The sequence below is a fragment of the Chitinophagaceae bacterium genome (assembly GCA_016699815.1).
GTDB lineage: Bacteria > Bacteroidota > Bacteroidia > Chitinophagales > Chitinophagaceae > Ferruginibacter.
This window is the reverse complement of record CP065012.1, coordinates 837,368-854,327: the sequence shown is the minus strand read 5'-3', so window position 1 is coordinate 854,327 and position 16,960 is coordinate 837,368. Positions and strand designations below refer to the sequence as shown.

Here is a 16,960-nt window from a genome sequence, read left to right as displayed (position 1 = left end):
TTATTTTATTATGGAATTTACAACCATTGACCAGGGCGAATTTGAAAAACCTAAATTGACAAAAACGCTAAACATTCTTACTATTTTAACCATAATTGGTTCGGCATTTTTCCTCATTTCAATACTCTTAACACCTACTTGCTCCGGGTTTAGTAAAAAGATGATGGCCAAAGCTGCAGAATCTGGCCAGGAAATTTCTGCAAAGGATATGGAAAATATTAGAAAAGCCAATGTAAAATTGGAGATAATAGAAAAGAACATGGTTCCCTACATAGCAGTTAATATTCTTGGCGCCGGGCTTTGCCTATTAGGTGCTGTACTAATGCGTAAATTAAAAAAAGATGGTTACTGGCTTTACATTGCAGGCCAGGTATTGCCCTGGGTTGGTAATTTATTGATATTGGGAGCAGGATATTTTTCCGGGGAAATGGCAACCACTATGGTAATGGCAATGATAACTCTTTTGTTTATTGTGCTCTATACCATGCAGCGAAAAAATCTTATTTATTAGTTAAATATTCCTGCAATTTTTTTATAGCAAAAAAATGGCTAATTTTGCGCCTCAATAAATTGAAAATTTTTTATGAAGAAACTTCTTTTTGTTACCTTAATCACTGTACTTGCATTTTCCGCAAATGCACAAAACAAAACAGCCAACAGCTTAAGTTATAAAACGGCAGCAGGTATAAAAATTTGGGATGGCGCCGGCCTTTCCTTGAAAACTTTTCTTAACGAAAAAAATGCATTGGAATTTGTAGGCTTCTTTAATTCCGCAGGCGTAAGGGTTGTGGGCCTTTATGAAATTTACGGCGATTTAAATACCGAAGGCAACCTTAAATGGTATCTTGGCCCCGGTGCACACGTTGGTTTTTACAAAGGCAACAATAGTGTTATTGGTGTAGATGGCGTAATAGGTATAGATTACAAATTTGCAGAACTGCCTTTAAATTTATCACTCGACTGGCAACCCTCTTTTGAATTTACAAAGGGATATGGTTTTGCAGGTGGCTGGGGCGGCCTGGGCGCACGCTATACATTCTAAAAAAATAATGTTCAATATTTTAAGGCGAAGTATTAAACTTCGCCTTTTGTTTAATACAATTATCCGCTTTAAACTTCTTAATTTTGCAGTTATGACAATTGAACAAATTAAAGATATGAGAGACCGCATCCTGGTTTTGGGGAGGTTTCTTTGACGTGGACAAAAGAACGGCATTAATTGCCAACGATAAACAGCTTACACTTTCACCCGGATTTTGGAACGACAATGCCCGGGCAACAGCCATTTTAAAAGATATTAAAGAAAACGAGTATTGGGTAGATCTTTATAAAGCCGTAAATGGCGCAGTAGAAGACTTTGCCATATTATTCGACTTTTGGAAAGAAGGCGAAGCCGAAGAAGATGAAGTAAAAATGGCTCATATTAAAGCTAATGATTTAATTGAAGAAGCAGAATTTAAAAGTACACTCAACGACCCCAGCGATGCCTTACCTGCGGTGCTGGAAATCAATAGCGGAGCGGGTGGAACCGAAAGCCAGGACTGGGCAGAAATGCTTGCCCGAATGTACCGCATGTACGGCGAGAAACAAGGCTGGAAAGTTACAGAACTGGATTGGCAATGGGGCGATGGCGCCGGCATTAAAGCCGCAACCTACCAGTTTGACGGGCCTTTTGCTTATGGTTTTTTAAAAGCAGAAAGCGGCGTTCACAGGTTGGTGCGTATTTCACCTTTCGATAGCAATGCCAGGCGGCACACATCCTTTGCCAGCATACATGCCTACCCACTTGTTGATGACAGTATTGAAATTGACATAAAAGATGCCGATGTAAAAATGGAAACTGCAAGAAGCGGCGGTGCAGGCGGCCAAAATGTAAATAAAGTGGAAACCAAAGTTTTTCTCACCCACATTCCTACAGGCATCACCGTAGTGTGCCAAACCGAAAGGAGCCAGTTAGGCAATAGGGAAAAAGCTATGCAAATGCTTAAAAGCCGCTTGTATGAAGAAGAATTAAAAAAACGCAATGAGCTTAGGGATGCAACAAATGCCAACAAGAAAAAAATAGAATGGGGCAGCCAGATACGCAGTTATGTTTTTCATCCCTATAAAATGATAAAAGACCACCGCACCGATTACGAAGTAGGCAATATTCAACCGGTAATGGATGGAGAACTCGATGGATTTATTAAAGCGTATTTGATGCTGGAAAAAGAAGCAGAAAGTAATTAAGAAAATAAAAGAATATGGGGTATTAGAATGATAAAAAAAGTTGAAAAGACGAACTGTATCTTTGTGTGCTTATAATTAAGGATTTAAAATCTACTAATAAAATAAAATACCATGCAATACGGAGACTATTATTACCCTTTACCCGCTAATGAACCTGTATTGAGCTATGCTCCGGGCAGTGTCGAAAAGAAAAGGTTAAAAGAAGTTTTGAAAGAATTAAAATCTTCAAAAATTGATGTTCCCATGTACATCGGCAATGAAGAAGTAAGAACCGGTAAATTATCAGATATTCGCCCGCCACATGAACACCAGCATAGCTTGGGAAAATTTCATGCAGGCGAAGCAAAGCATGTAACCAAAGCTATTAATGCAGCATTAAAAGCAAAAGATAAATGGGCAGCGCTTAGTTGGGAAAACCGGGCCAATATATTTTTAAAAGCCGCCGATTTAATTGCAGGAAAATACAGGCCGTATTTGAATGGCACCACCATGCTTGGCCAAAGCAAAAATGCTTTTCAGGCAGAGATTGACAGCGCTTGTGAAATTATTGACTTTCTCCGTTTTAACGTTCATTACTTAAGTGAAATTTACCGGCAGCAACCTATCAGTAGCCCGGGTGTAAACAACCGTTTGGAGTATCGCCCATTGGAGGGTTTTGTATTTGCATTAACGCCATTTAATTTTACGGCAATTGGCGGCAACCTGCCCACAAGCGCCGCTATGTGCGGCAATACCGTAGTGTGGAAATGCGCCAACACACAGGTTTTTAGCGCTCAAATGTTTATGCGTATTTTAAAAGAAGCCGGCTTGCCCGATGGTGTTATCAACCTGGTTTTTGTAGATGGGCCTACAGCAGGCGAAGTAATTTTTAATCACCCCGATTTTGCAGGCATCCATTTTACAGGCAGCACAGGTGTGTTTAACCGCATGTGGGAAACCATAGGAAAAAATATGAACCTCTATAAAAGCTATCCCCGAATTGTTGGCGAAACAGGTGGTAAGGATTTTGTAATAGTACATAAATCTGCCGATGTAGATACCGTAGTTGCCGCCCTTGCCCGTGGCGCATTTGAATACCAGGGCCAAAAATGTTCGGCAGCATCAAGGGCATATATACCCTCAAATATTGCGGCTCAGGTAAAAAAGAAACTGGTAGATGAAATTAAAACTATGAAGATGGGTGCTGTGGAAGACTTTACCAATTTTATAAATGCAGTGATAGATGAAAAAAGCTTTGACAAACTCGAAAGCTATATTAAAAATGCACGCAAGCGCAACAGCGGAGCCAAAATTTGGGTGGGTGGCCATTGCGATAAATCCAAAGGTTATTTTATTGAACCTACCATTATTGAAGCAACAGACCCTAAGTATGTAACCATGTGTGAAGAATTATTCGGGCCGGTTTTAACCGTTTATATCTACGATGAAAGTAAATATGAAGAAACCTTAAAGCTGGTAGACAGTACTTCAGGATATGCATTAACAGGGGCCGTAATTGCCACTGACAGGCAGGCCATTGAAACTGCCGTAAACAAATTACGCAATGCTGCTGGCAATTTTTATATTAACGATAAACCAACAGGAGCCGTTGTAGGCCAGCAGCCTTTTGGCGGCGCAAGGGCAAGTGGTACCAATGATAAAGCAGGCTCTGCTTTAAATCTTTACCGCTGGCTGAGCGCAAGAACGATTAAGGAAACTTTTGTTGCCGCAACCGATTACAGGTACCCGTTTTTACTTGAAAAATAGTTTTAATTTTTTGTGAAAAACATGTGAACAATACCCACTGTTAAAGGCTTGCAACATCTGGTTTAGCTGCTGTTAAATGCGTACTTTTGCAAAAATTTTGAATACATGTTAACAAAAGTTCATTTTACACTTCCTGCAAATTATGTAGCAGGGGCAACTGAAGGTTTTTTACTAGGTGAATTTAATAAATGGAACCCAGAGGAAGCTGTGGCATTGCAAAAAAATGAAGATGGTTCCATGATAGCAGAAATCAAACTGGAAACCGGAAAATCTTATCAATACCGCTATCTTTTAAATGACGGCCGATGGGTAAACGATGGTACCAATACCATTTTGCTGCATGAGCAGGGCAATACTATTGAAAATTGCATAATTCATGTTCAGGCAAATGAAGAAAAATCTGTTCTGCCCCAAAAAACAGTTAAAGCTGCTGCACCAAAATCCAAAAAAGTAAAACCACAGGCCGATGACCTTACAAAAATTGAAGGCATTGGAAAAAAAATAGCCAGGCTTTTAAACGAAGCAGGTATTTACCGTTATAAAGATTTATCTAAATCGTCAATTAAAAATCTTAAATCAATTTTAAACGAAGCCGGAAACAAATTTGCATTGCATGAACCAAAATCATGGCCAAAGCAGGCTAAACTGGCTGCAGATGACAAATGGGTGGAATTAGGCGCATTGCAGCAATCACTAAATGGAGGAAAAGAATAGCAACCCTGTATGCTGTTTTTATATAAGATTATTCTGGATCATAAGTAAATATCAAATCCCTGTTATATTGCAGGGATTTGTTTTTTTGTAAAGGTTAAAACGGCTAATTTTATCGAATAAATTATCGCTTTTGAAAATAATTTTAGACAGTAACCAGTTGCAGTTTACCATTAAAAGGCTGGCCTATCATTTAGTAGAAGGTTATGCCTCGCTTAGTGATGTGGTTTTTATTGGCCTGCAACCCAGGGGAACTGCGGTGAGCGATAAAATAGTAGCCATAATTCAATCTCTGCTTCCCCATGAAAAAATACAATATGGTCTGCTGGATATAACCTTTTACAGGGATGATATACGGGAAGAACTGCACCAGCCGGCAAAAACAGATATTAGTTTTTCTATAGAAGGGAAGCAGGTTGTACTTATAGATGATGTGTTGCATACCGGCCGTACCATAAGGGCCGCATTAGATGCATTGAACGATTTTGGCCGCCCTGCCGGGGTAAAATTATGCGTACTGGTTAATCGCCGTTTTAGCCGGCAATTGCCCATTCAGCCTGATTATTGTGGTATTGCAATAGATACAAGCCCTTCTCAAAAAGTAAAACTCAACAGGCAAACCAACGAAGTGGAGCTTTACTAATGGTAAATGTTTTTTAATGGAAATAGCAAAACCCAATTTTTTACTTTAGCTTTGACTTTTAATGCAGCTTTCAACCAAACATTTACTCGGCATTAAAGAACTCACCTCAGGAGATATTTCATCTATTTTAGCTACCGCAACCAATTTTAAAGAAGTACTGCAAAGGCCCATTAAAAAAGTACCTTCCTTAAGAGATGTTACCATCGTAAACCTTTTTTATGAAAACAGTACCCGTACAAGGATATCATTTGAACTTGCCGAAAAAAGACTCAGCGCCGACACTATAAATTTTGCTGCATCGGGTTCATCGGTTTCAAAAGGGGAAACTTTATTGGATACGGTAAACAATATCCTTAGTATGAAGGTGGATATGCTGGTAATGCGCCATAGCTCAAGCGGTGCGCCACATTTTTTAGCCAGGCATTTGCCTCATACTGCAATTGTAAATGCAGGTGATGGAATAAATGAACACCCGTCTCAGGCATTGCTCGATGCTTTTTCCATCATTGAAAAACTCGGCACCCTCCAGGGGAAAAAAATTGTTTTGGTAGGAGATATTATGCATTCCCGAGTGGCGCTTAGTAATATTTATTTGCTTACCAAAATGGGCGCAGAAGTAATGCTGGCAGGCCCGCCTACTTTAATTCCAAAATATATTGAACAAGCCCTCAACGTAAAAGTAGAATACAACTTACGTAAAGCTTTGGAGTGGTGCGACGTAGCCAACATATTGCGTATCCAATTAGAAAGGCAAAACCAGGTGCTTTTTTCTTCACTTAGGGAGTACAACCTTTCCTATGGCGTAACTTCCAAAATGCTGGATTCTATAAAAAAAGATATTGTAATTATGCACCCTGGGCCAATAAACCGTGGTGTGGAAATTGACAGCGATGTTGCCGATAGCCGGCATTCCATAATTTTACAACAGGTAGAAAATGGCGTGGCAGTGCGAATGGCAATTTTATATTTACTTGCAGGTAACAAAAGCCAATCATAAATTATTAACTAAACTATTTCTTTATGAAAATTTGTTTGTTTCCGGGAACGTTTGACCCAGTAACCCTTGGCCATAAAGATATTATAGACCGTGCGCTCCCATTATTTGATAAAGTGGTGATTGGCATTGGCAGTAATATGAATAAACAACCCATGTTTAGTGAAGAACAACGCCTTAAATGGCTTAAAGATATGTATAGGAGCAACCCAAAAGTAGATGCTGTAGTGTATGGTGGACTTACCATTGAATGTTGCAAGCAGGTAGGTGCAGAATATATTTTAAGAGGCATCCGTTACGTAAACGATTTTGAATATGAAAAAGCCATTGCCGATATGAACCGCAGCCTAGCCAATAATATTGAAACTATATTTTTAACCTGCCTTCCTCAATATACTTCAGTTGCATCCACCCTGGTGAGGGATGTATTGAAAAACGGTGGCGATGTTTCTTCATTTCTTCCCGATGTGGTGAATGAATCTTTAAAACATATTTCGGTTGTTTAAGGGTAAACAATTTTTAATTTCTTTTATTATTAAATAAATTTTTGTGAGCAAACCTTCAATTTGGTTCAATAAAACTATTGACATTAGCCAGCTTAAATCTATAAAGCCCATGGGCATGAGTGCATTATTAGGTATGGAGTGGGTGGATATTGGCCCTGATTTTTTGAAAATGAAAATGCCGGTATCAGAAAATACCATTCAGCCTTATGGCTTATTACATGGCGGCGCAAGCTGTTCCCTGGCGGAAACTATTGGAAGTATTGGCTCTTATTTGGTAATAGATAATACAAAATATATTTGCGTTGGTATGGAGATAAATGCCAATCATATTAAAGGGGTACGAAGCGGATTTGTAACCGCAACTGCTACGCCGCTGCACCTGGGTAAAAGCTCCCATGTGTGGGATATTAAATTGGTAAATGAAAGTGGCCTACTGGTTTGTGTAAGCAGACATACCGTGGCCATTGTGGACTTTGACAAAATAAAATAGAACATATTATTAAGCTTTGTTGAAATTTCCAGCAGATTTTTTAAACTCTTTAGCCAACTGTCCGGGTTTTGAAAAAGACAGTTTTATTGCTTCACATGAAGCTGGAGAGCAGGTTACGGCTGTCCGGATCAACACCCAAAAAAATTTTTGCAACAACTTGAATTTCCCTTTTCGGAGCATGTTCCCTGGAATGCCGATGGGTATTACCTTCCTGAAAGGCCTTCGTTTACACTCGACCCTTTTTTTCATGCAGGCGCATATTATGTGCAGGAAGCAAGCAGCATGTTTTTAGCAGAAGCGCTCAGGCAAACCTGTAACCTTAAAGAAAATTTAACGGTACTGGATTTATGTGCAGCACCAGGTGGAAAATCAACACTTATTCAATCCTTGATTTCAGAAGACAGTTTACTGCTTAGTAACGAAGTAATAAAATCCAGGGTAAATATACTTTCGGAGAATATTGCAAAATGGGGCGCAGCAAATGTTGTGGTAAGCAATAATGATTCATCTGATTTTAGCAGGCTTAAAAATTTTTTTGATGTAATAGTAGTGGATGCGCCATGCAGCGGCAGCGGCCTTTTCAGGAAAGATGAAGCGGCCATGAGAGAATGGAGTTTAAAGGCAGTAGAATTTTGCAGCCAAAGGCAACAAAGGATTTTAGCTAATGTATTGCCTGCTTTAAAGCAAAATGGTATTTTAATTTATTCCACCTGTTCTTATTCCCTCCAGGAAAATGAGGCTATTACAAATTGGCTGATGCAACAAAAAAATATGGCTTCCCTGGAGCTTTCAATAAATCCATTATGGAATATTGTTGCGTCAAAAGCTGAAGGCAGCAATGCTATTGGATACCGATTTTATCCGAATAAATTAAAAGGCGAAGGGTTTTATATGGCTGCTTTCAGAAAAAATGAAGATATCGGAACCATAAAAATTGCAGTGGGAAATAAATTTAACCCGCTTTCAAAAAATGAAATAAACCTGGTGCAGCAGTATACCGATATTAAGGGCGATATTGCTTTATTTAAATTCAATAATGATGTATTTGCTTTTCCGCAAAAGGGGTTTGCCCATTTGCAACAATTGCAGCAAGTACTTTATTTAAAAAAAGCCGGTGTGCAGGTGGGCGCTTTGTTGCGTAATGAGTTGTTGCCACATCATGAGTTGGCTTTGGCTACACAAATTGCCGGAAAATTTCCTGTTATCGAAGCAGAGAAATCAATTGCACTCGATTATTTACGCCGGAAAGATATCCGTATTGAAACAGCGGTAAAAGGCTGGGCATTGCTAAAGTATAAATCACTCGGAATTGGGTTTATTAAAATTTTACCCAATAGGGCCAATAATTATTATCCAAAGGAATGGCGTATCCTTAACAAATAAGCATATTTTTTAACGCTATTTTTTTGCATCTTTGTAGCCACTAATTATTAACCATGAAAAAAATAATTGCCCTGTTGTTGTGTGCTTTGCCATTGGCTGCAATGGCGCAAAAAACACATACAGTTGCAGCCAAGGAAACACTTTTTTCAATAGGCCGTTTATATAATGTTCATCCCCGTGCACTGGCAGAGTACAACCATATTCCATTTGATAAAGGCCTTAGCCTTGGGCAGGTTTTAAAAATCCCATCATCGGCAGCGCCCATGCCGCAAACGGCTGCTACTACCGCTGTTACTGAAAAACCAGCCGAACCCATAAAGAAAAATGTTCTGGAGCCTGAAAAGAAATCAGCTCCCATTGCACAGGAACTCAAAAATTTACCGGCAATATATTATACAGTTCAACCCAAAGAAGGGTTATATGGTATTAGTAAGCGGTTCAACACTTCTATAGAGAATATTAAAAAGTGGAACCATCTTTCTGGTGAAAGTTTAACAATTGGTGAAAAGTTGATTGTAGGGTATGAAAATGGCAACGCTAAAACTGAAATTGTACAAACGCCAATTAATAAAAATTCAAAAAAGCAGGATGAGCCGGAAATAATAAAAGAAAAAGTAGAAATGTCCCAATCAAAACCTGTGCAGGAGCAGCCATCCAAAACTACAGTTACCAGCTTAGGTTTTTTCCAGGCAAAATACCAGGAGCAATCAACTAATAAAAATCTAAAATCAGAAACCGGCTTGGCCAGCACGTTTAAAAGTACCAGCGGCTGGGACGATGGAAAATTTTATTGCTTATACAATATGGCGCCGGCAGGTACCATAGTAAAAATAACTTCGGCGCAAACGCAAAAAATAATTTATGCCAAAGTGCTGGATGTAATTCCCGAAATGAAACAAAATGATGCGTTAACCATAATTGTAAGTAATGCTGCCGCCGCCAGCCTTGGTGATGGGGAAACCAACTTTAATTGTTCAGTTCAATATTAATGTAAAATGAAAAAATTTATTTTTTGTATTTGTTTTGTTACAAGCTTTTTATTTTTATCTGCCCAGGATATCCCGGAAGCATTAAAAAATGATTTTAGTATTGAAAAAGCAAACCTTGCCACCGCAGTAAAAAACCAGGGGCAAACGGGTACCTGCTGGTCTTTTTCCACCACATCATTGCTGGAGAGCCAATTGCTAAAAAATAACAATAGCAATATTAACCTCAGCGAAATGTTTACGGTACGAAATATTTATTTAGATAAAGCTACCAATTATGTTATGCGGCAAGGAGCAGCACAGTTTGGCGAAGGCGGGCTTGGCCATAATGTAATAGAGGCTATTGCCAAATACGGATCCATGCCCGAAGAGGCTTATAGCGGCTTATTGCCCACCCAGCAAGAGTATAACCATAGTAAGTTAGTGAATGAATTAAAAATTTATCTTGACAGCTTATTGAAACATAAACCACTTATGCCGCATTGGCAAAAAGGAGTAGCACAAATCTTGGATAAATACATGGGCGCAGCTCCTGATAAATTCAATTTTGAAGGCAAAGAATATACGGCAAAAAATTTTGCAGTAGAAGTCTTGAAGTTTAATGCATCGGATTATGTAAACCTTACTTCGTTTACGCACAAGCCTTTCTACGAGACTTTTATTATTGATATACCCGATAATTTCAGCAATGGGAGTTATTATAACATTCCAATGGAAGAATTAATAAAGGTTACCAAAGCAGCCATCAACAACGGCTTTACGGTATTGTGGGATGCCGATGTGAGCAATAACGGTTTCAGGCAAAAAAAAGGCTTGGCCTTGTATATTGACCCGGTTAAAAAAGTTGCTGCCGATTCTTTTACTGCCGATATGCCCGAAGCAGAATGGAACCCGGCTATACGCCAAAAGTTATTTGAAAACCTTACTACGCAGGACGATCACCTGATGCATATCACCGGGCTGGTTAAAACAAAAGAAGGCAAAGAATTTTTTACAGTAAAAAATTCCTGGGGAAATATTGGTCCGTATAATGGGCTCATTGAAGTTTCCGGGCCTTATTTTGCCATTAATACCATCAGCCTGGTAATGCCAAAGGCGGCGCTGAGCAAGGAGTTTTTGGCCAGGTTGAAACTAAAATAAATGCAGGTACTACGCAATTTACAAAATGGAATTTCCATTTATGGTAATGGGTATACTCGCCCTGCTTTCATGCCTTTCTATTTTATAGGTTACATAATAGCTGTTTTGTGTAAAAAAGTGCTCAGTAGCTAAAAAGTAAAAATAATTTTAAAAAGGCTTCATTAAATATAATTTATGAGCAGTAAGTACAAATTCCTTATTCAAACCTATATCCTCTTAAAAACTCATCAATCTTCATTTTCTTTTTTCCTTCAAGCTGCAATTCCAGTACGCTGATATATCCATTGCTACAGGAAAAGTACAAAAAATTCTTTTTATCCGATTGCCATTGCCCGGAAGGTATTTGTGGCTGCGTTTTAATTATTGCAGCTTTATAAATTTTTAATTTTTTATTATTAAGTATGGTCGAGGCAGCAGGGTAGGGCGATAATCCCCTGATTAAATTAAATACTTCGTTAGCTGGTTTATTAAAATTAATAAGGCAGGTTTCAGTAAATATTTTAGGTGCATGTTGCAAAGCCCTGTTATTATCTGTTAATTGAGGTTTAGCTTTAAGCGTTCCAGATGCAATGGCTTTTACGGTTTTAAGCAGAACAGCGGCGCCAATTTTTTTCATTTTATCATGTATGCTACCGGCATCATCCGTTTCTTCAATGGCAAAACCTTCCTGTAATAAAATATTGCCGGTATCTATTTCGTGTTGTAATAAAAATGTAGTTACACCGGTTTGTTTTTCGCCATTAATTATGGCCCAGTTAATGGGTGCGGCGCCCCGGTATTGCGGTAGCAGGCTTCCATGCAGGTTTATGGTGCCCAAGGGTGGCATATTCCATACTATTTCGGGCAACATCCTAAAAGCAACCACAATTTGTAAATCTGCTTTCAACTCTTTAAGTTGATCAATAAAATCCTTATTTTTTAACTTTTCGGGTTGTAATATTTTTAAATGTTTGCTTAATGCATATTGTTTTACGGCGCTTTGCTGCATTTGCATCCCACGTCCGGCGGGCTTATCGGGCGCTGTAATTACCGCAACAATATTGCAACCCTCATTTACCAAAACCTCCAATGAAGCAACGGAAAACTCAGGTGTACCCATAAAAACAATACGTAAATCTTTATATAGAATCATGCAACAAAGTTAATGGCCAAAAATAAAAAAGCGGCAGGGAAAACTACCGCTTCAAAAAATCATTAATCATAACTGCTATGGGAAAATTCCCAGTTCGGCATAGCTGGTTGCCACTTTATTAATAGCATTTACATAAGCTGCTGTACGCATGTCGGGGATAGCAGGATTGCTTTGCCATATATCCATAATTTCCCGTGTTGCAGAAATCATGGTTTCTTCCAGTCCGCTATGTACCAGGTCAACCTCTTCGGGCCCATGCATAATAAATTTGCGTTCCTCATCGCTCACTTGTTTATCGGTAAGGGTTTCCATTGTGGAAAGTATATGGGCATTTTGGTTTTCGGTAAATCGTTTTTCCATACGGCCGTAGCGTACATGGCTCAGGTTTTTTAGCCATTCAAAATAACTTACGGTTACGCCACCTGCATTAAGATACATATCGGGAATGCATAGGATGCCTTTTTTTGTAAAAACTTCATCGGCTTCAGGCGTACAAGGGCCATTGGCTGCTTCGGCTACAATTTTTGCTTTTACCCTGGGTGCGTTTTCGCCATTAATAACATTTTCTAATGCGGCCGGTACTAAAATATCGCATTCCATTTCCAGTGCATCGGTATTTTTTGCCAGGTTGGTTGCCCCTGGAAAGTTTAATATAGACCCTGTTTTTTTACGGTGTTGAAAAACCTCATCTTCATTAAGCCCGCTGGCATTAAAAATTGCGCCTTCGTATTCGGCAAGTCCTATAACTATTGCACCAGCTTCTCTAAAAAATTTGGCAGAGTGATAGCCTACATTACCCAATCCCTGCACTACCACTTTTTTGCCGGCAATACCTGTAGTTAAACCCATTTTTTTCATTACATCTTCCATATTGCACACTTCCCTGGTACCAAAGAAAACGCCCAGGCCGGTTGCTTCTTTTCTTCCCCTTACGCCACCTTGTGTTACCGGTTTCCCGGTAACGCAGCCTGCAGCATCTATTTCGCCTGGTTTAAGGGATGCATAAGTATCTACAATCCAGGCCATTTCCCTTTCGCCGGTTCCATAATCCGGCGCAGGTACATCTATGCCCGGGCCAATAAAATTTTTCTTTACCAACTCGGCAGTATAGCGCCTGGTAATTTTTTCCAGTTCATAAGTAGAGTAGTTGCGTGGGTTTATTTTTATGCCGCCTTTACCACCACCAAAAGGTACGTTTACAATGGCGCATTTATACGTCATTAACGCACTTAAAGCCATTACTTCGTCCTGGTTTACTTCATCACTAAAACGGATACCTCCTTTACATGGCGATTTATGCTGGCTGTGTTGCACACGATACGCTTCAATAACTTCAATTGTGCCATTATCTCTTTTAATGGGGAAGCGCATCCTGTAAACACTGTTACAGGCTTTTATTTGTTCTAAAATTCCCAAATCCCATTTGGTAAATTTTGCAGCTTTGTCAAAACTTTTTTCTACACTTTGAAAAAAACTGTACTGTTGTGAACTCATATGATTTATTTTTTTTGTGAAAAGGGCAATTACCCTGCAAGCAATAAAATTAATGCAACAAATGTATAAAAGCTTTAGGTGATTTAGTTCACCTGTTGGGCTTTATTGATTTTTCTCCAGCCTGGTTATTTTACGGTCTAATCTCCATACGTACAAAAACAAACCAATGAGTATTACCAGGCACACCGTAACTACCACATAAATTTTTCCATTACTCCTCATGGTATCTGCCATTTCAGGCTGGTTTTGGGCAAATGAGTTTATAGAACCCAGGCAAGCTAAAAATAAGATGCTGCAAAATCTTTGTAAATAATGGGCCGTAATTTTATTCATGCAATAAAGATTTTTCTTTCATTAATTCTAATCGTATTTTTAAAGTGCCAATCCATACGCCCAGCAAGGTCCAGCCGATAACTGCCGGATAAAAAACCATTCTTAGCCTGCTATCTATATCTTTAAAATTAAGGGCAGGGTTACCACTATCGCTGCCCGGTGCGCCAGGATGGAGGCTGCCAACAAGGCGGGGAATGATCCAAATGCTGGGAAAAAGCATGGAAAATGCAAAAATATTATACACGGCGCTTACCCTTGCTCGTTTATCCATATCTAAAAATGAACCCCTGAGTACAAAATATGCACAGTAAATTAATACGGCAATTGCTGCGCCAATAAGTTTAGGCTCTTTAAGTACTGCGCCAAGGCTTTGGCCCTGATCGGTAACCCAGGTATAATTGGCCCATATTGCGCCGGTAGCATAGCCTAATAACCCAAAGAGTACACCTACTGCTGCATAGTTTTTTGCATAAATATCGTAACGGTAGTTGTTATTACCCAAGTATTTAATACTATAGATAATACTTAAAGTAAAAAGCACCATCATTGCCATCCACATACACACATGAAAGTAGAGATTACGAATGGTTTCATTTAAAATAAACAAACGGGGAACATCACCTAAAAAACCGGCAACAATTGTATAAACCAGTATAAGAAAAGATAATATTTTCCACCAACTTTTACGCACCCTTTGAACTACTTTTGTAGATTGAGCCGCAAAGTTATGGTAAGGATAGTTATAAAACCTTCTTTTTTAAATTTTTAGAGGAGGAAATACAGAGATTAATTTTTTTTTAAAACTCTTGCCTAAATTCGGTAAAAAGCCCTAACTTTGCCGCCCCAAATAGTTCTTTAAGAATTTTTTTATTGGGAGTTTGCCTGTTGGCAGACGTTAACACCAAAATTTTTTAAAAATGGCAAAAGAAATTACCGGCTATGTCAAACTTCAGTGTAAAGGAGGACAAGCCAATCCAGCGCCGCCAATTGGCCCGGCACTCGGCTCTAAAGGTATCAATATCATGGAGTTTTGCAAGCAGTTCAATGCTCGCACCCAGGATAAACAAGGAAAAGTACTTCCTGTATTAATTACCGTTTATGCCGACAAATCATTCGATTTTATTATTAAAACTCCACCGGCTGCCGTTCAGCTAATGGAAGCTGCAAAAACTCAAAAAGGCAGTAAAGAACCCAACCGTATTAAAGTGGGTAAAGTAACCTGGGCACAGGTAGAAGCAATCGCTAAAGATAAAATGGAAGACCTGAATGCTTTTACAGTAGAAAGCGCCATGAGCATGGTTGCCGGAACTGCACGCAGCATGGGTTTAACCGTAGAAGGCCAGGCTCCCTGGGAAAAAAATTAATCATCAACCTGTTTGTAACAAAAGCAAACTTTAAAAATCTTTTACAATGATCTCTAAAAAAAGAAAATTAGCAAATGCTAAGGTTGATGCCAACAAAGCCTATACGCTGAGTGAAGCCTCAACTTTAGTAAAAGAAGTAAACACAACTAAATTCGATAGCTCTATTGACCTCCATGTACGTTTAGGAGTAGATCCTAAAAAAGCCGATCAGGCAATACGTGGAACTGTTTCCTTGCCACATGGTACCGGCAAAACCAAAAAGGTATTGGTACTTTGTACACCCGATAAAGAAGCAGAAGCAAATGCTGCAGGCGCCGATTTTGTGGGCCTGGATGAATTTATAACCAAAATTGAAAGCGGATGGACGGATATTGACGTAATTGTTGCAACACCATCTGTAATGCCAAAAATTGGTAAACTGGGTAAAGTGCTTGGGCCACGTAATTTAATGCCAAACCCTAAAACCGGTACGGTAACCAATGATGTAGCAGGCGCAATAAACGATCTTAAAGGTGGTAAAATTGCCTTTAAAGTAGATAAAGTGGGCATCATTCATGCCTCTGTAGGCAGGATAAGTTTTGCCCCCGAAAAAATTGCCGAAAACTGCCAGGAGTTCATCAATGCTATAATTAAATTAAAACCAGCCACTTCAAAAGGTACTTACCTCAAAGGAGTAAGCATGGCCAGCACAATGAGCCCCGGCATTATGATTGATACAAAATCTGTTCAAAACTAAACCTAAGCAATAGGTTATAAAATATATTTGTTATGACAAAGCAAGAAAAGAACGAAGTAATAGAAGTGCTTAAGGGCAAGTTTGCACAGTACAACAACTTCTATGTTACCGATACGGAGAGCCTTACTGTAGAACAGGTGAGCCAGTTACGCAAACATTGTTTTAACCAACAGGTAGAAATTAAAGTGGCTAAAAATACTTTAATAAAAAAAGCGCTGGAAAGCCTGGATGCGGAAAAATATGCAGCCGTTTATGATTCACTGCATAAAGTAACTGCACTTATGTTTAGCGAAAACCCCAAAAACCCAGCGGTTATCATCAGCAGTTTTCGTAAGCAGAGCAATGGTGAAAAACCTGTGCTTAAAGCGGCATTTATAAATGGGGATGTATTTGTAGGCGATAACCAGTTAAAGGCGCTTACACAAATGAAAACCAAAAATGAACTCATTGGTGAAGTTATCGGCTTGCTGCAATCACCAATTCAACGTGTTATTGGCGCTTTGCAAAACAGGCCCGAAGCAGCAACTGCGGAGTAATTTTTTTAAAATACACCTGGCTGACGGTACAAGAAAAAGGCAAAACAATTTTTTTAATCATCCTCCGGATCCGAAAATTTTTTGGATATGAAGGAGGAAAAAATTTAACTTAAAATGGCAGACGTAAAATCATTAGCAGAAAGCCTGGTAGGCTTAACAGTAAAAGAAGTTCAGGAATTAGCTGAAGTACTTAAAGCAGAATATGGTATTGAACCCGCTGCAGCAGCAGTAGTAGTAAGCGCCGGTGGTGATGCTGGCGGAGCAGCAGCAGCCGAAGAAAAAACGGCTTTCAATGTAGTGCTGAAAAGCGGTGGTGCAAATAAACTTGCTGTAGTTAAAATCGTAAAAGATTTAACCGGCCTTGGTTTAAAAGAAGCTAAAGACCTGGTAGATGGCGCACCTAAAGCTATTAAAGAAGCTGTAGATAAAGCCACTGCAGAAGAAATGAAAGCTAAATTAACTGAAGCTGGAGCCGAAGTTGAAATAGCCTAATTAAGCGTTCAATTTATTTTATTTAAAGGCTGTATCATATTTGAT

Annotated in this window: 19 protein-coding genes and 1 pseudogene; 16 read left to right on the top strand and 4 right to left on the bottom strand. The window is 39.1% G+C overall.

Annotation, left to right across the window (positions count from 1 at the left end; translation table 11 throughout):
- Positions 1-10: 10 nt before the first annotated feature.
- The 12 genes and pseudogenes from IPO46_03765 to IPO46_03710 all read left to right on the top strand — a co-directional run bounded on the left by IPO46_03765 (position 11) and on the right by IPO46_03710 (position 10,828).
- On the top strand, positions 11-511 hold the full coding sequence (locus IPO46_03765) for a hypothetical protein (protein ID QQS63719.1): 501 nt from the start codon (positions 11-13) through the stop codon (positions 509-511).
- A gap of 72 nt (positions 512-583) precedes the next feature.
- On the top strand, positions 584-1,042 hold the full coding sequence (locus IPO46_03760) for a hypothetical protein (protein QQS63718.1): 459 nt from the start codon (positions 584-586) through the stop codon (positions 1,040-1,042).
- Positions 1,043-1,133: 91 nt separating this feature from the next.
- Positions 1,134-2,229, top strand: a protein-coding gene (gene prfB, locus IPO46_03755; protein QQS63717.1) for a peptide chain release factor 2 whose coding sequence is annotated in 2 segments (ribosomal slippage) — positions 1,134-1,193 and positions 1,195-2,229 — 1,095 coding nt in all. Because the reading frame shifts where the segments join, the coding sequence is not laid out codon by codon here.
- Positions 2,230-2,340: 111 nt separating this feature from the next.
- The gene (gene pruA, locus IPO46_03750) at positions 2,341-3,975 is read left to right on the top strand and encodes an L-glutamate gamma-semialdehyde dehydrogenase (protein ID QQS63716.1); all 1,635 of its coding nucleotides are present in this window, start codon (positions 2,341-2,343) and stop codon (positions 3,973-3,975) included.
- Positions 3,976-4,080: 105 nt separating this feature from the next.
- Positions 4,081-4,689 (top strand): glycoside hydrolase family 13, encoded by a 609-nt coding sequence (locus tag IPO46_03745; protein QQS63715.1) that lies wholly within the window; start codon positions 4,081-4,083, stop codon positions 4,687-4,689.
- 130 nt (positions 4,690-4,819) lie between these two features.
- A complete protein-coding gene (pyrR, locus tag IPO46_03740; GenBank protein QQS63714.1) occupies positions 4,820-5,329 on the top strand; it encodes a bifunctional pyr operon transcriptional regulator/uracil phosphoribosyltransferase PyrR in 510 nt (169 codons plus the stop codon).
- Between the two features lie 61 nt (positions 5,330-5,390).
- Positions 5,391-6,326, top strand: a complete 936-nt coding sequence (locus tag IPO46_03735; GenBank protein QQS63713.1) for an aspartate carbamoyltransferase catalytic subunit — start codon at positions 5,391-5,393, stop codon at positions 6,324-6,326.
- 23 nt (positions 6,327-6,349) lie between these two features.
- Positions 6,350-6,829, top strand: a complete 480-nt coding sequence (gene coaD / locus IPO46_03730; GenBank protein ID QQS63712.1) for a pantetheine-phosphate adenylyltransferase — start codon at positions 6,350-6,352, stop codon at positions 6,827-6,829.
- 109 nt (positions 6,830-6,938) lie between these two features.
- A complete protein-coding gene (locus IPO46_03725; protein ID QQS64312.1) occupies positions 6,939-7,319 on the top strand; it encodes a hotdog fold thioesterase in 381 nt (126 codons plus the stop codon).
- 19 nt (positions 7,320-7,338) lie between these two features.
- A pseudogene (locus IPO46_03720) lies at positions 7,339-8,702 on the top strand (RNA methyltransferase).
- 53 nt (positions 8,703-8,755) lie between these two features.
- Positions 8,756-9,691, top strand: coding sequence for a LysM peptidoglycan-binding domain-containing protein (locus tag IPO46_03715; protein ID QQS63711.1), 936 nt, complete (start codon positions 8,756-8,758; stop codon positions 9,689-9,691).
- A 6-nt stretch (positions 9,692-9,697) separates the two neighbouring features.
- Positions 9,698-10,828: an aminopeptidase gene (locus IPO46_03710; GenBank protein ID QQS63710.1), complete on the top strand. Its 1,131-nt coding sequence runs from the start codon at positions 9,698-9,700 to the stop codon at positions 10,826-10,828.
- Between the two features lie 196 nt (positions 10,829-11,024).
- Here IPO46_03710 and IPO46_03705 read toward each other — a convergent pair whose 3' ends face one another.
- The 4 genes from IPO46_03705 to IPO46_03690 all read right to left on the bottom strand — a co-directional run bounded on the left by IPO46_03705 (position 11,025) and on the right by IPO46_03690 (position 14,478).
- Positions 11,025-11,927: a methionyl-tRNA formyltransferase gene (locus tag IPO46_03705; GenBank protein QQS64311.1), complete on the bottom strand. Its 903-nt coding sequence runs from the start codon at positions 11,925-11,927 to the stop codon at positions 11,025-11,027.
- 108 nt (positions 11,928-12,035) lie between these two features.
- Positions 12,036-13,454, bottom strand: coding sequence for a Glu/Leu/Phe/Val dehydrogenase (locus IPO46_03700; GenBank protein ID QQS63709.1), 1,419 nt, complete (start codon positions 13,452-13,454; stop codon positions 12,036-12,038).
- 102 nt (positions 13,455-13,556) lie between these two features.
- Complete coding sequence (locus tag IPO46_03695; GenBank protein ID QQS64310.1) at positions 13,557-13,745, bottom strand: CcmD family protein; 189 nt, start codon at positions 13,743-13,745, stop codon at positions 13,557-13,559.
- Positions 13,746-13,779: 34 nt separating this feature from the next.
- Positions 13,780-14,478: an ABC transporter permease gene (locus IPO46_03690; GenBank protein ID QQS63708.1), complete on the bottom strand. Its 699-nt coding sequence runs from the start codon at positions 14,476-14,478 to the stop codon at positions 13,780-13,782.
- Between the two features lie 226 nt (positions 14,479-14,704).
- On the opposite strand from IPO46_03690, the gene rplK reads away from it, so the two are divergent.
- The 4 genes from rplK (at position 14,705) to rplL (ending at position 16,915) form a co-directional block, all read left to right on the top strand.
- On the top strand, positions 14,705-15,151 hold the full coding sequence (gene rplK, locus IPO46_03685; protein ID QQS63707.1) for a 50S ribosomal protein L11: 447 nt from the start codon (positions 14,705-14,707) through the stop codon (positions 15,149-15,151).
- A gap of 46 nt (positions 15,152-15,197) precedes the next feature.
- Complete coding sequence (locus IPO46_03680; GenBank protein ID QQS63706.1) at positions 15,198-15,887, top strand: 50S ribosomal protein L1; 690 nt, start codon at positions 15,198-15,200, stop codon at positions 15,885-15,887.
- Between the two features lie 32 nt (positions 15,888-15,919).
- Complete coding sequence (locus IPO46_03675) at positions 15,920-16,423, top strand: 50S ribosomal protein L10 (GenBank protein QQS63705.1); 504 nt, start codon at positions 15,920-15,922, stop codon at positions 16,421-16,423.
- Positions 16,424-16,537: 114 nt separating this feature from the next.
- The gene (gene rplL / locus IPO46_03670) at positions 16,538-16,915 is read left to right on the top strand and encodes a 50S ribosomal protein L7/L12 (protein QQS63704.1); all 378 of its coding nucleotides are present in this window, start codon (positions 16,538-16,540) and stop codon (positions 16,913-16,915) included.
- Positions 16,916-16,960 lie beyond the last annotated feature (45 nt).

Excerpts from the sequence above, each read along its gene's own strand:
- IPO46_03725 (QQS64312.1), top strand. The coding sequence starts at position 6,939 with ATGGGCATGAGTGCATTATTAGGTATGGAGTGGGTGGATATTGGCCCT.
- IPO46_03735 (QQS63713.1), top strand. The coding sequence starts at position 5,391 with ATGCAGCTTTCAACCAAACATTTACTCGGCATTAAAGAACTCACCTCA.
- coaD (QQS63712.1), top strand. The coding sequence starts at position 6,350 with ATGAAAATTTGTTTGTTTCCGGGAACGTTTGACCCAGTAACCCTTGGC.
- rplK (QQS63707.1), top strand. The coding sequence starts at position 14,705 with ATGGCAAAAGAAATTACCGGCTATGTCAAACTTCAGTGTAAAGGAGGA.
- rplL (QQS63704.1), top strand. The coding sequence starts at position 16,538 with ATGGCAGACGTAAAATCATTAGCAGAAAGCCTGGTAGGCTTAACAGTA.
- IPO46_03705 (QQS64311.1), bottom strand. The coding sequence starts at position 11,927 with ATGGGTACACCTGAGTTTTCCGTTGCTTCATTGGAGGTTTTGGTAAAT.
- IPO46_03715 (QQS63711.1), top strand. The coding sequence starts at position 8,756 with ATGAAAAAAATAATTGCCCTGTTGTTGTGTGCTTTGCCATTGGCTGCA.
- IPO46_03765 (QQS63719.1), top strand. The coding sequence starts at position 11 with ATGGAATTTACAACCATTGACCAGGGCGAATTTGAAAAACCTAAATTG.
- IPO46_03700 (QQS63709.1), bottom strand. The coding sequence starts at position 13,454 with ATGAGTTCACAACAGTACAGTTTTTTTCAAAGTGTAGAAAAAAGTTTT.
- IPO46_03760 (QQS63718.1), top strand. The coding sequence starts at position 584 with ATGAAGAAACTTCTTTTTGTTACCTTAATCACTGTACTTGCATTTTCC.
- IPO46_03680 (QQS63706.1), top strand. The coding sequence starts at position 15,198 with ATGATCTCTAAAAAAAGAAAATTAGCAAATGCTAAGGTTGATGCCAAC.
- IPO46_03675 (QQS63705.1), top strand. The coding sequence starts at position 15,920 with ATGACAAAGCAAGAAAAGAACGAAGTAATAGAAGTGCTTAAGGGCAAG.
- IPO46_03745 (QQS63715.1), top strand. The coding sequence starts at position 4,081 with ATGTTAACAAAAGTTCATTTTACACTTCCTGCAAATTATGTAGCAGGG.
- pruA (QQS63716.1), top strand. The coding sequence starts at position 2,341 with ATGCAATACGGAGACTATTATTACCCTTTACCCGCTAATGAACCTGTA.
- IPO46_03710 (QQS63710.1), top strand. The coding sequence starts at position 9,698 with ATGAAAAAATTTATTTTTTGTATTTGTTTTGTTACAAGCTTTTTATTT.